1 protein-coding gene is annotated in these 18,573 nt (G+C 32.1%); it reads left to right on the forward strand.

Features of this window, described 5'->3' with window-relative positions:
* The first annotated feature begins 82 nt into the window (after window positions 1-82).
* A complete protein-coding gene (locus EXC59_RS06430; protein WP_129614269.1) occupies window positions 83-18,457 on the forward strand; it encodes a dockerin type I repeat-containing protein in 18,375 nt (6,124 codons plus the stop codon).
* Window positions 18,458-18,573: the final 116 nt, after the last annotated feature.

An 18,573-nucleotide genomic window follows, 5' to 3' on the forward strand; every position in this document is an offset into this window, starting at 1 on the left:
TATGTTTACGAAAACGCTTGAAATTAATATCAGTTATCTTTAGAATAGTATATGGGAGAAATCTTAGCAGCAAGAGGTTCTAATGAACAAGGTTAATGTAAAGATTCGACATGTTATTTTTTCACTATTATTAATTGTAAGTTTGATTGCATTTATTGGGATGAGTCAGAATGCTCCAAGACTAGAGCCAGACTTTATTCGAAGAGAACCATATTATGCAACAGCATTCTTATCTGAATCGGGGACAAGTACAAATCCATATGTTATTGGTAGCAGTGATGATATGCACGAATTATCAAGACGTGTGGCAGCAGGGGAAAGATTTACTAACAAGGTATTTGTATTGGGAGCAGATATCAGTGAACTAAATCTTGGGAATTTCAAACCTATTGGTACATCATCCTATCCGTTCGAAGGAACATTTGATGGTAGTGGTGTAAATTTTGTTTTATCAATTAGTAATACAAGTTCTGATTACCAGGGCTTATTTGGTTATGTCCGTAATGCGACCTTAGAAAACTTTAGTGTTTCAGGTACGATTAGTGGACGTAGCTATGTAGGTAGTATTGTCGGTTTTATGGCAACTGGAGGCACAATCAGAAACGTGTATTCGACTGCAACTGTAACAGCATCTAGCAATTATGCGGGTGGTATTTTAGGTTACTTAGAACGTGGTACAGTCACAAATACTTATTTTAGAGGAGAAGTACTGGCAAACTATTATGCAGCAGGTATTGTGGGTGGTGCTTATAATACAAATACGATTACTAACTCATACTCAGCAGGTAAAGTATCAGCTAACAGTACAGCAGCGGGTGTTGTTAATGAGATGGATAATCGCTATAATACACGTTCAAACTTATACTATGATATTACAGTGATTGCAGATTATGTACATAAGAGAAATCAAAAACCTAGTGCGTTAGCATCGACACAAGGAATTACTTCAGAAGAACTATTTACATCAATGCAAGATCGTTTAGGAACTGCCTTTACCTTTGTTATAATCCAAGAAAACTATGGATACTATCCACAGTTAAAATATTTTGCCTTACATGGCAACTCAATCGTAAGAGCAACTTCACTAGAGGCCAATACAATTTACATTGGTAATGGTATTGGAACAGAAAAAAGACCTTTCTTAATAAGAACAATTGATGACATTGAAATTTTAAAATCAAAAATATTACATGGGGAAACTTTTAGAGGTTTCCATTTTAAGGTTGCAGACGGTAGAACAGTATTCAATCTTGGTAATTTCTCACCTATCGGAATTAATGGAAAACCATTCTATGGATCATTTGATGGAAACAATGTGGAGTTCATCTTAAGTATTAATACAACAGCAGACTATCAAGGACTGTTTGGAAGATATGGACACGGAACTATTAAAAACTTAAGTATTTCAGGAAGTATAAAAGGTGGAAGTTATACAGGTGCAGTCGTAGGATATAAAGAATCAGGAAATATCACAGGCGTATATAACCACGCAACCATAAATGGGGTAAGTTATGTCGGAGGAATAGCCGGTTATAACTTAGCTGGTAATATAGAAATCGCCTATAACAATGCAAGTGTAACAGCAAGTTCAAACTATGCAGGAGGAATATTAGGCTACATAGAACGAGGTGCTGTAAATAATACGTATAACCGAGGGGAAATACTTTCAAACTATTATGCAGCAGGTATTGTTGGAGGAGCCTATAATACAACGACAATTACCAACTCATATTCAGCAGGGTTAGTATCAGCAAACAGCACAGCTGCAGGTGTGGTTAATGAAATGGATAATCGTTATAATACACGAACAAATTTATATTATGACGTATCAATTTTAGTAACATATGATCAAAAGCGTGCATATAAGCCACAGATTTTAAATCACTCATACGGGGTAACAAGTAGCCAATTATTATATGGTAAAGAAGCATTAAAATTACCAAACAATATTTGGTACTTTGAAGAAAAATCAGGAAGTAATGCATATTATCCACAGTTAATTAAATTCAGTACAAGTGAAGTAACAAACATCAAAAAATTAAGTAAAGAATCAGTCACATATGATGTGGAAGATGGATTAGGAACAAAAGAATATCCATTCATTTTAAGAACGAAGCATGACTTTGATGAATTAAGTAGAAAAGTTAAAGCAGGTAATACGTTCTTAGGATTCTACTTTAAGATTGACGATGACATTGATGAGATTGATTTAGAAGCAATCGCACCAATTGGAAATACGACATATCCATTTGAAGGAACATTTGATGGAAATGGAGCAAACCTAATTCTATCAATCAATAATACAAGTTCTGATTACCAGGGCTTATTTGGCTATATAAGAAATGCGACCTTAGAAAACTTTAGTATATCTGGTTCAGTATCAGGTAGAACCTATGTAGGAAGTGTTGCAGGATATATGGCAACAGGAAGCACAATAAAGAATGTATATTCAACAGCAAATATCACAGCATCTAGCAATTATGCGGGTGGTATTTTAGGCTACCTAGAACGAGGCACAGTCACAAATACTTATTTTAGAGGAGAAGTACTGGCAAACTATTATGCAGCAGGTATTGTGGGTGGTGCTTATAATTCAAATACGATTACTAACTCATACTCAGCAGGTAAAGTATCAGCTAACAGTACAGCAGCGGGTGTTGTTAATGAGATGGATAATCGCTATAATACACGTTCAAACTTATACTATGACATTACAGTAATCGCAAACTACGATAACAAACGTACACAAAAACCATCAACCGATCCATCAACGCAAGGCTTAAATAGCGGTGAGATGTATACGAAGATGAAGACACGCTTAGGTAGTGGATGGGTATTTTTAGAACCAAAAGATAATTATGCATATTATCCACAATTAAGTGTGTTTGAAAGTAATGATTTAGAACCAATTCAAGTACGAAGCGAATTAAGTGTTAGAGTCGATGTAGAAGATGGTATGGGAACACAAGAGTATCCATTCATCATTCGAACAAAAGAAGACTTAGACAACTTAAAAGTGATGATAAATAAAGGAAACACATATAAAGGTTTCTACTTCAAGATGGATGATGGCATCAACCAAATGGAGTTAGGAAACTACAGTCCAATCGGAATTAATGGAAAACCATTCTATGGATCATTTGATGGAAACAATGTGGAGTTCATCTTAAGTATTAATACAACAGCAGACTATCAAGGACTGTTTGGAAGATATGGACACGGAACTATTAAAAACTTAAGTATTTCAGGAAGTATAAAAGGTGGAAGTTATACAGGTGCAGTCGTAGGATATAAAGAATCAGGAAATATCACAGGCGTATATAACCACGCAACCATAAATGGGGTAAGTTATGTCGGAGGAATAGCCGGTTATAACTTAGCTGGTAATATAGAAATCGCCTATAACAATGCAAGTGTAACAGCAAGTTCAAACTATGCAGGAGGAATATTAGGCTACATAGAACGAGGTGCTGTAAATAATACGTATAACCGAGGGGAAATACTTTCAAACTATTATGCAGCAGGTATTGTTGGAGGAGCCTATAATACAACGACAATTACCAACTCATATTCAGCAGGGTTAGTATCAGCAAACAGCACAGCTGCAGGTGTGGTTAATGAAATGGATAATCGTTATAATACACGAACAAATTTATATTATGACGTATCAATTTTAGTAACATATGATCAAAAGCGTGCATATAAGCCACAGATTTTAAATCACTCATACGGGGTAACAAGTAGCCAATTATTATATGGTAAAGAAGCATTAAAATTACCAAACAATATTTGGTACTTTGAAGAAAAATCAGGAAGTAATGCATATTATCCACAGTTAATTAAATTCAGTACAAGTGAAGTAACAAACATCAAAAAATTAAGTAAAGAATCAGTCACATATGATGTGGAAGATGGATTAGGAACAAAAGAATATCCATTCATTTTAAGAACGAAGCATGACTTTGATGAATTAAGTAGAAAAGTTAAAGCAGGTAATACGTTCTTAGGATTCTACTTTAAGATTGACGATGACATTGATGAGATTGATTTAGAAGCAATCGCACCAATTGGAAATACGACATATCCATTTGAAGGAACATTTGATGGAAATGGAGCAAACCTAATTCTATCAATCAATAATACAAGTTCTGATTACCAGGGCTTATTTGGCTATATAAGAAATGCGACCTTAGAAAACTTTAGTATATCTGGTTCAGTATCAGGTAGAACCTATGTAGGAAGTGTTGCAGGATATATGGCAACAGGAAGCACAATAAAGAATGTATATTCAACAGCAAATATCACAGCATCTAGCAATTATGCGGGTGGTATTTTAGGCTACCTAGAACGAGGCACAGTCACAAATACTTATTTTAGAGGAGAAGTACTGGCAAACTATTATGCAGCAGGTATTGTGGGTGGTGCTTATAATTCAAATACGATTACTAACTCATACTCAGCAGGTAAAGTATCAGCTAACAGTACAGCAGCGGGTGTTGTTAATGAGATGGATAATCGCTATAATACACGTTCAAACTTATACTATGACATTACAGTAATCGCAAACTACGATAACAAACGTACACAAAAACCATCAACCGATCCATCAACGCAAGGCTTAAATAGCGGTGAGATGTATACGAAGATGAAGACACGCTTAGGTAGTGGATGGGTATTTTTAGAACCAAAAGATAATTATGCATATTATCCACAATTAAGTGTGTTTGAAAGTAATGATTTAGAACCAATTCAAGTACGAAGCGAATTAAGTGTTAGAGTCGATGTAGAAGATGGTATGGGAACACAAGAGTATCCATTCATCATTCGAACAAAAGAAGACTTAGACAACTTAAAAGTGATGATAAATAAAGGAAACACATATAAAGGTTTCTACTTCAAGATGGATGATGGCATCAACCAAATGGAGTTAGGAAACTACAGTCCAATCGGAATTAATGGAAAACCATTCTATGGATCATTTGATGGAAACAATGTGGAGTTCATCTTAAGTATTAATACAACAGCAGACTATCAAGGACTGTTTGGAAGATATGGACACGGAACTATTAAAAACTTAAGTATTTCAGGAAGTATAAAAGGTGGAAGTTATACAGGTGCAGTCGTAGGATATAAAGAATCAGGAAATATCACAGGCGTATATAACCACGCAACCATAAATGGGGTAAGTTATGTCGGAGGAATAGCCGGTTATAACTTAGCTGGTAATATAGAAATCGCCTATAACAATGCAAGTGTAACAGCAAGTTCAAACTATGCAGGAGGAATATTAGGCTACATAGAACGAGGTGCTGTAAATAATACGTATAACCGAGGGGAAATACTTTCAAACTATTATGCAGCAGGTATTGTTGGAGGAGCCTATAATACAACGACAATTACCAACTCATATTCAGCAGGGTTAGTATCAGCAAACAGCACAGCTGCAGGTGTGGTTAATGAAATGGATAATCGTTATAATACACGAACAAATTTATATTATGACGTATCTGTTTTAGAAAACTATAAAAACCCAAGAAACCAAAAACCATCAATTACCGTTGGTGGACAAGGTCTATTAAAAACTTCAATGTTTGAAGATGGATTAAAAAATCGTGGATTTAGTGAAAACTTCTGGGTATTTACACCAATTGAAGGTATGTATGCCTATTACCCACAATTAAAAATCTTTAATGAAAGTCAAGTTGAAGAAGTTGTAAGTAAATCAATTTTATCAGTTCGAACAAACGCATTTATTGGTGATGGTACAAAAGCTAGCCCATATTTAATTTCAACTGTTCAAGACTTAATTAATTTATCAAGTTCAATAGGAAAAGATTTTACTGCCGATGGCGTTTACTATTTAGTTGGCTCAAATATTTCAACATTTGATTTAGCAAATACCCAGTTTAAACCAATTGGTTCAGAGGCATATCCATTCAATGGACACTTTGATGGAAATTACGCAAACTTCAATTTAAAACTCAATAATGAATTAGATTACCAAGCGCTTTTTGGTAGTGTTGGACAAAATGGTTCAGTAAAACGTCTATCTGTAACAGGTCATGTGACAGGTAAAAATTATATTGGATCAATTGTTGGTAAGAATGAAGGATTAGTTGAAGAAGTATATGCCAAGACTAATATTCAAGGAACATCTTATGTCGGTGGATTAATCGGTCGTAATGAAGGTACTTTACGTACAGCTTATTTCACAGGAAGTATCGAAGCTAATGGAAGCTATATTGGTGGTATTGCTGGTGAAAACACATATCTAATTGATGAAACTTATGTCAGTGCAAGTGTCTTAGGTCAACAATATGTAGGTGCAATTCTAGGATATAACTTAGGTGAAATAAATAAATCCTATTATAATCAAACCTTAATTACCTACTTAAATCCAGGCAAACTTTCAAAACCAACTTATGCAGTAAGTAATGAATTAGATACATTTGATGTTTTAGGTTTAGAAAAAGAGAAGATGTTTACACTTAATGATATGTCATTAAGTAGTTTTAATTGGATGATAAAAGAAACAACAGGCATGTATAACTATTTCTTACAAATCAAAGGGTTTGGAAATAACGTTAACGCAACCATTAAGACAAATGCTCAGTTATCTGTTAGAGTCATTCGATTTAAAGCAGGCGAAGGAACAGAATCAAATCCATATTTAATTGAAAATGAATTTGATATGAAAACTTTATCTGATATTTCAAAAGAAGAAACATTAGATAATATTTACTTTAAAGTCATTGATGGTGTTACACAAATTGATTTAAGTCAATCAAGTTTAAACTTTAACCCAATTGGTTCTTCAAGTAAACACTTTAAAGGACACTTTGATGGTAACCACACGTCATTTATCTTAGACTTTAACCGTCTAACTTCAGATTACTTAGGATTATTTGGATATATAGAAAATGCTAAGATTAAAAATTTAACCATTTTAGGGAAAATTATTGGTAGGGATTATATAGCTGCTTTAGCGGGGTATGCTTTAAATAGTGAAATCAATAATGTTTCAAATAAAGCAGTTGTTCAAGGAAGAAGTAATATTGCAGGATTGATTGGCTATGCTGATCAAGTGAAATTAAATCAAGTTTATAACCGAGGAAACATTAAAGGTTCTACACAACAAATAGGTGGTATCCTTGGTTATAGTGTGAAATCAACACTGTATAACGTATATAATGACGGCCTTATCGAAGGTAATCGCCTTGTTGGAGGGTTAATCGGTAATGCTGAAAATCAAACGAAAGTAACAAATGCCTATAATAAAAATCATGTATATGGTCAACAAGACTATGTGGGTGGATTATTTGGGTACATAAATAATGGACAATTAAATCAAGCCTATAGTGCAGGGTATGTAAGAGGTAAAACTTATCTTGGTGGTTTAATCGGTAGAATGAGTGGTATATCAACAATTAAAGATGCGTATTATGATGAAACCATTATTGAGTCTGATAACACATCATTAAGTAAACCAACATCTGCAGTAAGCAATTTATTAAATCAAGAGACAGTTAGAGGTGTATTAAAAGCGGATTTAATAGGTGGTGCTAAATTAAGTTTACCTAGTGAATTTATCTTTAAAGAAAATGAAAACTTAAAAGCATTTTACCCAGAATTACTTGTCTTTTATGAATCAGAAAATAAAGTCATAAGAGATGATTCTTATGAATCAACCATGACGCACATCTTTGCTGGCGAAGGTACAATATCAAGTCCTTACTTAATTGTTAATGAGTTTGACATGGTTACTTTATCACGTATGGTAAAAGAAGGATTTAACTTTAAAGAAACTTACTTTAAGGTTAGAGAAAATAAAACAAACTTTAACTTAACAAATGAATCATTAGACTTTGAAGCAATTGGTTCAATTGGATATCCATTTGAAGGTATTTTTGATGGAAATGGTGCAAATTTTGAATTAAATATAATAAAAGATTTAAATGATCAAGGTTTATTTGGATATCTAGGGTTAGAAGCAGTTGTTAAAAATTTAAGTGTCTCAGGCTTAATAAAAGGCAATAATTATGTGGGGTTAGTTGCCGGTAGAAACTTTGGCCAAATTGATACTGTTCATGTAAAAGGTGAGCTTTATGGAAAAGACAACCTTGGTACAATCATTGGCCACAATGCAGGCACATTAACCAATGCATATAGTATTTCAACCATTTATGGTGAAAGTATTATTGGTGGATTAGTCGGTTTAAATACAGGCACGATTAAAAACACTTATAGTGCAACAAAAATTTCAGGTAAAGCGCATGTTGGCGCGCTAATTGGTATTAATGAAGGCACCCTACAAATGAGTGCCTATAATGAAGAAATACTTCAAATGTTTGAACTAACGGGTTATATTAAGGTAACTCATGCCTCATCAAATGAAGAAAATAGTATGGATGTTAAAGCACTTAACTTTAACCAAATGTACAGTGGTACATTAACTGACTTCACATTTGATGATTCAAATACATGGGTCACAAAAGCGGCAAGTTCATTTGAAGTATATTATCCTCAACTTAAATATTTTGCAGGACATAAAAATGCAAACATTGTAAGAAATTCACTTCAATCTGTCACAGCTCTACGCTTCAAACAAGGAGAAGGAACAGAAAAAGACCCATACATCATTAGAAATGAAGATGATATGCAAGCGGTTAGTGATCTTATTTTAAGTGGTCAAACGCTTAAAGGGATTTATTTTAAAGTTGATCCTAAAGTTTCTGAAATCAATTTAGATAATTTATTAAGGGTTTATGTTCCAATTGGAAATGAAAACTATAAGTTTGAAGGTAATTTTGATGGAAGTTTTGTCACATTCGTAATCAACCACACAAAGACAACATATTATGAAGGTATCTTTGGCTACATTGGTAAAGATGGTGTTGTACATAACTTTAGTGTAGAGGGGTCTTTAAAAGGCACACGATTTGTCGGTGCAATTGCCGGTAGAAACTTAGGCACGATTTTAAATGTTTATAACCTCGCAAAAATTACATCAACAGATGCTTATGCTGGAGGAATTACGGGTTATAACGAAGGTAAAATCACTCATGCCTATAACTTAGGTGATGTTGAAGTTATCACTTATGATTATGCGGGTGGTATATCAGGATTCAATACAAAAAATGGTGTGATTGAAAATTCATTTAATAGAAGTTTAGTGAAAGCTAGATACTATGTTGGAGGATTAATTGGTTATAACCAAGGTAATCTATTTAATAGTTATGCTGCATCAAAAGTTACTGGAGAACACCATTTAGGTGGAGCAATTGGTTATCAAGAATCAGGAAAAGTCGATAAAGTTTATTATGATTTATCAGTTCAAAATGTATTTAATGAAAAAGTAGTGAGAGCTTTATCAAATGTCGAAGATTCGTTATATTCAAAAGGTGTAACTACACTTAGTCTTACATATCAAAATGAAAATTTATTTGACGAGAATATATATGTATTTAAATTGCCTGATGGATTTAATGGATATTATCCTGAATTAAAAATATTTAAAGATCATGAAAATGAAATTGTTAGTCAAATGAGTTTTGATGCAAGCAAAACCAATATCTATCAAGGTTATGGCAGTGAAAATCATCCATACTTCTTTATGGATCAACTAGACATTACCTATTTAGAAAAACTTATTAAAGAAACAAAATTAATTAATATTTACTTTAAAGTATTTAAAGAAAAAGAAACATTTAACTTAAATAACTTTAAAACGATTGGGTCAATTGATCATCATTTTGAAGGTCATATTGACTTTAATCAGGCAACACTTATTTTAAATCAACAAAATGGTCAAGACGAACTTGCGCTATTCCACACATTAACAAAAGATGGTTCACTTAAAAACGTTAACCTAACAGGTACATTATTAGGTAAAAACTATGTAGCAGGATTAGTTCTTTTTAATGAAGGCTTGATTCATGATGTCACATCAACAATGACAGTTAAAGGAAAAGACTATGTTGGTGGCATCATTAGCATTAACGATGGAATTGTTCATGATGTCTTCTTTAAAGGAAAAGTAGAATCAACTGGAAGATATACAGCTGGAATTGTTTCATATCAAGCGAAGGGTGATATTTATCAAGTCTATAATTTAGGGGAAATTTCATCAACAAGTAATTATGTAGCAGGTATTACTGCATATAATGGCTTGGACGCTGTGATTCATACTGCATTTAATGATGGAAAGATTTCAACAAAAGAAAATTATGCAGCTGGAATTGCGACAATAAACTTTGGGTTCATTGAAAATGCTTATAATGCCAATGAAGTAAGTGCTAATCATTATGTAGCAGGAATTGCTGCAACGAATGAAGGACATATTAAAGAAACTTATCACTATGGAAACTTAATAGCTAAAGACTATGTAGCAGGTATTGTGGTAAGTAATTTAGGAACTGTAAGTTTATCTTATTATGATAAAGAAAGTGTTGTCTTAAAAGATTTTAACTTAAGAGAAGTTGAATCAGCAATTTTTAAAGAAAAAGATACGATTGATGTAAAAGGATTATTCCTTAAACAAATGACTGGGTTACAAGCAATTGGTAATAATGATGAGCAAATGGACTTTAATCCAGATAAATATGTTTTAAGAGATGGCTTTGACTTTACATCACATTATCCAGAATTAAAGTACTTTAATGAACACAAATCTTTAACGGTAAGAAATGATTCTTATCAATCAGTACTTGATCAAAAATTATTAGGTCAAGGAACAAAAGAAAATCCATACATTATTTATGATGGATACGATATGTTAATGATTAATGATTTTGTTATTAAGGGCTATACATTTAAGGATAAATACTTTATGGTAAGTCCAACTGTAAACTTAATTGATCTATCATTAACAGATTTAAATTACCGTCCTATTGGAGATGCTTATAACGCATTTGAAGGGAATTTTGATGGTAACAAGAAGACTTTTATTTTAAATATGAACTTGAGTGAAGAAAACCTTGGTATTTTCCATACACTCGGTAAAAACGCAGTCGTTCATGATTTTAAAGTAACTGGTACAATCATTGGTTTAAGTTATGTGGGTACAGTTGCTAGTCGTAATGAAGGTTATATTTATAATATTGAAAACTATGCAAATGTTAAATCTATATCAATTAATCAACGCGGTGGTAACAGTATTGGCGGTATTGTTTCAGTTAATGCTGGGCAATTAGAAAATGTAACTAACCACGGTAAGATAGAAGGTTTAGGATCATTTGTAGGTGGTATTGCCGGAGAAAATGATGGTTCAATTAAAGCATCTTACAATAAAGGAATTGTAAGTGGACCAAGCATCATCGGTGGTATTACAGGGATTAACAGAAAACAAATTAAACATACATATAACATGGCACAAATTACTGCAACAGTTTCAACTGTAGGTGGTATTGCCGGAGAAAATAATTATATTATTGAAGAATCATTTAACAACGGAACGATTATTTCAAATAAAGATATTGCAGGTGGTTTAGTTGGTTTACAATCAACAACAAATGCAATCCTACAAAGTGTTTATAATACCGCAAAAGTTTATGCTTACCAAAGTTTAGCTGGGGGTATTATCGGGAAATTAGATAATGGTTTATTAATTGATAGTTATCAAACAGAAAGTGTTTATAGCCAAAGTCAAACCGGTTTAATTGTAGGACAATTCTTTAATGGTAATGTTTCTAATAGTTACTATGATTTATCTATTTTAAATAATCATAACGAGAATAATTTATTCGTAGGAACAAAAGCATTTGGTGATTTTAATTTACTAGATACTTTAACTGTTAAAGGACTAGATCACTCACGTATGATTGGGTTAAATAGTTTAAATGACAATCAAATTAAGTTTACAAATAAAGCACTCTTTGTTACGAAAGCATCATTTGAACGTTATTCATACTATGTACAAATTAAGTTCTTTACGAACCATACAAACTATGATGTTGTAAGTGATTCTATTTTAAGTGTTCAAACACATACATTTAAAACGGGTTTAGGTACAGAAACTGATCCATATATTATTAAAGATGAAATAGATATGATTTTACTTTCTGATACTGTAAACAGTGGTAATACGTATAAAAATACTTACTTTAAAGTTGATCCAAATAAAATTAACTTTATCTTAAGTGATCAAGATAATACTTATAAATTTAATCCGATTGGTAATAAGAACTTTGCCTTTGAGGGTATTTTTGATGGAAGTTATGCAAATTTTGAATTAGATTTACAATCAAATGTTGATTACCAAGCACTCTTTGGTCATGTAGGTAGCAATGGAAGTATTAAGAATTTAAGTGTAACAGGTATCATTACAGGAAAGAACTACACAGCTTCAATTATTGGTAAAAACTTAGGTAAACTAGAAACTTCGTATGCTAAAGCAAGCGTTACTGGTGTAGATAACACAGGAGGCTTAGTTGGTTATAATGAAGGAATTATTACTAACGTTTATCATAATGGTCGCCTTTTAGGTAGAAATTATGTTGGAAATATCAGTGGTTATAATAAAGGCACGATTAAAAACACAATTTCATACGGTGTTATCTATGGAGAAAACCATGTTGGAACAGTTATCGGTTATAACGAAAAAGGAAATGTAGAAAATAACTACTATGATTTAACTGTTTTAAGTGCATATAGTAACTACCAACAATTTATTAAACCAACTGATGCTATTTCAAATGATAAATTGAGTTCAAATATTGGTTTAGTACGTATGTTTATGATTGGTTTAGATTCTTTAGGAACATCTCAAACGAAGATGAACCTAGATAAAGAAGTTTGGTCAAATAACTACAATATTTTTGACTTTAATAACTACCCTCAATTAAAAGCATTCGCAAGACACGAAAACCAACAAGTAAAAAACTTAAGTTATGAATCAACAAGAAATGAATTATATACAGTAACACTGGATTTCATGGATGAAGAACTCACCTATGAAAGAACAGTTTATGTATTAAAAAATGAATATTACAGCCTAACAAAACCATTTAAGTATGGACATAAATTAGAAGGTTGGTACTTAAATGATGGCACAAAACTAACAGATGATTCAGGTTTAAGTTTGAAACCATTTGAGTTTAATGAAAATATTCATGCATTTGCTAAATATGAACTACAAAGTCATAAAGTAAGATTTATTGATGGTGATGGAAAAATCATTGATGAACTTGAAGTCCTACATGGTGGGAAAGCAAGAGCAAGTATTCAAACACCAACAAAGAACAAAACTTCAACAAAAGTTTATGAATTCATTAACTGGAACTTTGACTTTGACACAGTAATCTTAAAATCAACAGATATTTATGCAAATTATAAAGAAATCAATCGTTACTTTGAAGTGACTTATCTTGATGGAGATTCTAAGTTCTTTAGAACGGAAAAAGCAGAATATGATACGGAACTTTTATTAACAAGTTATATACCAACAAAAACTTACGATGAATTTGCCTATAAGTTTGTTGGTTGGGACACAGTAATTATTAAGGTGAAAGAAAACTTAATCATTTACTCTATCTTTGAAAGTGTTCCTCGTTATTATGAGATTAGATTCCATGATAGTGAAGGATTTATCTATCAAATTCAAACGATTGAATATGGAAGCAATTTACAAAATACGGATCTTAAAGTAACAAAACAATCAACAGTCAGTCATGACTTCATCTTTACTTCATGGGACAAAGATTTATCATTCATTGATAAAAACTTAGATGTTTATCCAATCTTTGAAGAAAAATTACGTGAATATGAAGTGAAGTTCATTGATGGTAACGGCAAGTTATTTGAAAGTCAAAAAGTTAAATATGGAACGTATCCAAAACCAATAGAAAATGAACCGAGAAAAGCATCCGTAGGATTAGTTGCCTACAAATTTATTGGTTTAGATAAAGCATTTGAATTAGTTACAGGGCCTAAAACTTACTATGCAGTCTTTGAAGAAATTCCTAGATACTCTGAAGTAAGATTCATTGATGGCAATGGCAAAATTTGCTTCACAACAACAACTGAGTATTTATTTGATAGTAAACTTCCTGAATTTATACCAAGTAAAGCACCAACAGACAAGTATGCTTATACATTTGTTAAATGGGAAGATAATTATAAAGAAATTAGAGAAGATACAACTGTATATGCAGTCTTTAGTGAAGACCTAAGACCATTTACAGTGACCTTCTTAGATGGGGATGGATTTATCCATGAAACACAAATTGTGCGTTATGGCATGAATGCAAGCGCACCAACGCAACCACGTAAAACACCTATTGGCAATATTGCATATCAATTTGTTTCATGGGATCACAGTCTATCTCATATCACATCAGATGTAACGATTAAGCCAAGTTTTATTGAAGTACCAAGATATTACCAAGTTATCTTTACAGACTATACAGGAGAATTAATTCTAAAAACAGAAATTGTTGAATACTTAGAAGGAGCAACCCCTCCTTTAGTTCCAGAGCGTACACATACAAATGAAAAGTATGAATATGTGTTTACATCATGGAGTGAAGATATTACAAAGATAATTCAAGATATCGTTGTTAAACCAATTTATGAGGAACGTGTGAAGACTTATCAAATTACCTTAGTAAATGGAGATGAAATCCAAACACTAACACTAGCACACGGTTCAAGTTATATGCTTTATGAGGGTAAAAAAACATCAACTGATAAGATTAGTTATGAATTTATTGGTTGGAAACTTAATGGTAATTTTGTTACAGAACTAAAAAATGTTACAAGCAATTTAACACTCTATGCAGAGTTTAATGAAGTTCATCATTATTTTGTTGTTAATTTCTTAGATGGTAATGGAGAATTATTTGAAGTTGTTTATGTGAATAAAAATGAAATACTTCAATATCCAACAAAAACACCAACTAAACAAAAGACAGCTGATTATATCTATGTCTTTAAAGCTTGGGATAAAGTGTTAACAATCATCGAAGAAGATACAACAATTTATCCAATTTTTGATACATACCAGCGTTTTAATGAAGTTAACTTCTTTGATGCATATGGCAATTTAATTAAATCTGAAATCGTTGAATATGGTAAAGCTGCAACTCTACCAGCACAACCAATTAAGCGAGAAACTGAAATGTATCGTTATGAGTTCCAAGGATGGAATAAGAATATATCTAATATTCAAAGAGATACAGATGTTTATCCAGTTTATAAAGAGCTGTTACGAGAGTTTAGTGTTAACTTCTATGATGGTAATAACTTAGTATATCAATCATTTTTAGTAACTTACGGAACAAGTATTAATCAAAACTTTGAAACAACAAAAACACCAACAAGTGATACATATTTCATCTTCTCATACTGGGATAAACCAACTGACTTTATTACAAATGATTTAAATATTTATCCAATCTTTGAAGAAGTTTCACGTTATTATGATGTTACATTTATTTACTTAGATATAAATGAAGTAGAAACATCATTGACGCTTCGTGTAGAGTATAGAAAAGATGCTTATGATCCTAGATATGATTTACCAATTATATTAATCAGTGATACAAAAGTTAAGGCAATTGCAGGATGGGATAGCGAACTAACAAATGTTAAAGAAAATAGAGTGATTTATGCACAATATGAAATCTTTGATAAGTATCATGAAGTAAGATTCTTCGTAGATGATACATTAGTGCTAAATGTATTAGCAAGCTATGGAGAAGATATCACACCATCAATTAGCCCAACAAAAGAACAAACAGTATATGAACGTTATAAATTCATTGGTTGGGATAAAGACTTAAACTACATTACAAGTTCAATGGATGTTTATGCAGTCTTTGAAACCTTAAGTAACAGATTAACCATTACCTTCTTAGATGGAGATGGCAACATCTTTGATGTGTTAGAAGTTATGTATGGAACAGACCTATCAAATTATGATGGCATTCCTGAAAAGCGCCCAACTAAAGAATTTACATACATGTTTATTGGCTGGGATAAAGACTTAACTTGGGTTGAAAGAGATTTAATTGTCATTCCTAGATTTGAAGAAAAGGTTCGCTACTATCAAGTTATCTTCCTTGATCAACATGGACAAACCTTAAAAGTTGAAACATTAGCATATGGCAAACGTGCTACTGCTCCAACAAATTATCAAGTTCCACTTGATGATGAAACTTATCGTTATGAGGCACGTTTTAATAAACCATTTGACTATATCACTGAAGACTTAATTGTAGAACTTGAAATTATTAAATTACTTAGACTTTATCAAGTCACAATCTATGATGCATTAGGAGAAGTTTATGAACGCTTAGCACTCCCTTATGGAGAAGAAATTATACTTCCTACTGAAATGCATAAGGCAAGTTCTCCTCAATATAACTACATCTTTATTGGGTGGGATAATGAAGAACTTATTGTAACAAAAGATACATCATTTACACCACTATTTAGTGAATCGTTGAGATACTACTTAGTCACTTATGTGGATGGAGATGAAAATATCATTTGTGAAGAGTTAGTGCCATACCAAGGCAATGGAACAATTCCAGGCATCATCCCTACGAAGATAGATAATCAAATGTATCGATATGAATTTAGAATGTGGGATAAAAAACCAATTAATATTACAAAAGATACAACAATTTATGCAGTATTTAATCAATACTTAAAACAATATACTGTAACCTTCTTAGATGAGTTCGATAATGTTATCTTGATACAAGAGGTACTCTATGGTCAAGGAGCCATTGAGCCAAGTTTAGAACTAATCCCAATGAAACCATCAACAAACACTTTTGATTATGTTTATGCTGGCTGGGATAAACAATTTAATAGAATTACAGAAGACACTGTCTTACGTATTCGTTATTTAGCAGTTTTAAGACTCTATACGTATACATTCTATGATGATGATCACACAACGATTCTAAAAGAAGTAAAAGGACAATATGGTATTGAAATCATTGCTCCAATTGTTTCTGATAAACGCATTGGAGAGAATGTTTACCGATTTGTAAGCTGGAATAAAGCATTGGATTCTTACTTAGAACGAGATGTTGAGTTTTTTGCAATCTATGAACTGAAACCAAGTCTTTACACAGTTAATTTCTATGATGATAATAGAAATATTATTTCAACCCAATACATAGAACATGGTAAACAAGCAATTGCACCAAATCAACCATTAAAAACACAGACGGATAAATATGAATATATCTTCTTAGCATGGTCTCGTTCATTTGAACGTGTGGAAGAAAACTTAGATATTTATCCACTTTATGAAGAACGCATTAGACAATTTAAAGTCAAATTTAATTATGAAAAAGAAGTATTACTAATTACAAAATCTTATGGTGAGTCAATTAATGTAAATGAATTAAAAATACCTACAAAACTAGGACATCATTTCGTTAAGTGGGATCAATCCTTAACATTTATCACAAAAGATTTAGAAGTAAATCCAATCTTTGAAAAGAATACTTATGAAATTGTTTATATTGTACATGATGCAGATTCTGGTGCAATGGAGCATCAAATAGTTTCATACTTAGAGCAAGTAACCCTTTATAAAAATTTATTTAAGAAAAAAGGATATGAGTTTAAAGGATGGAAGTTAACTTTAGATGGTGATGTTGTAAGTTATAACGACTTAGAAACATTTACATATACCTTAACGGATAATCTATACTTATATGCTCATTTTGAAGCAATTCAGTTTGAAGTCATTTATGACTCTGATGGTGGAACTGTACTAGAAAAAGATTTCTACACCATTGAAAAAGGGGTTGCTATACTTCCAACGCCGGTGAAGCCAAATCATATTTTCATTGGTTGGGTGTTAGAAGATATTATTCTACCAGAGGAAAACTTGATGAGAATACTTAATTTCGGTGTAGAAGATAAAGGAACAATCGTTACTGAGATTTCTGAAGGACTTATTGGAACAATTATGCTTAAAGCACGTTATCAATATAATGGCTACATAAGAATAAAAGAAGCATACCAAGATATTAACCAATTAGTTTATGCTGATGTAACATCTATTATTCCAATTATTGAAAGAACAAATGATGAAAACATTGTTTACTTTATTGGATTAAAACCAAATGAAACATTAGCTGAAATTAAAGAAAGAATTGAGAATCCGGAATTTGACTTTGTGGATAACAAAGGCAATATCATTACGGATCTTAATCAGATTGTAAAAACTGGAATCAGTCTGATTGTCAGAGACCAAAATTATCCAGAAGAAATCTTAGATGAGGTCATCTTAGTTTTAAAAGGTGACATTAATGGTGATGGAAAGATAAATAGTATTGACTATAATTCAATTCTTAACCATATTAGCAACAGAGTCCCTATTGAAAAAGCATCGTTAATTGCGGCTTTAATCAATGCGGACGATAAAGTAAATGTTACAGATTTAAATGTGTTATTAAATTACATCAATGGCAAAACTAACATTTTTGCATAGAAAACAGAGGCATATTAGATGAAGAAAAATAATTTCATTGTAGTTATGTTACTATGCTTGAGTTTATTCCTATCAATAGTAACTACGAGGGAAGTTTATTCGACAACAAACTACTT

It is taken from the genome of Acholeplasma hippikon, from assembly GCF_900660755.1.
In the GTDB taxonomy this organism is placed as follows: Bacteria; Bacillota_I; Bacilli_A; order Acholeplasmatales; family Acholeplasmataceae; genus Acholeplasma; species Acholeplasma hippikon.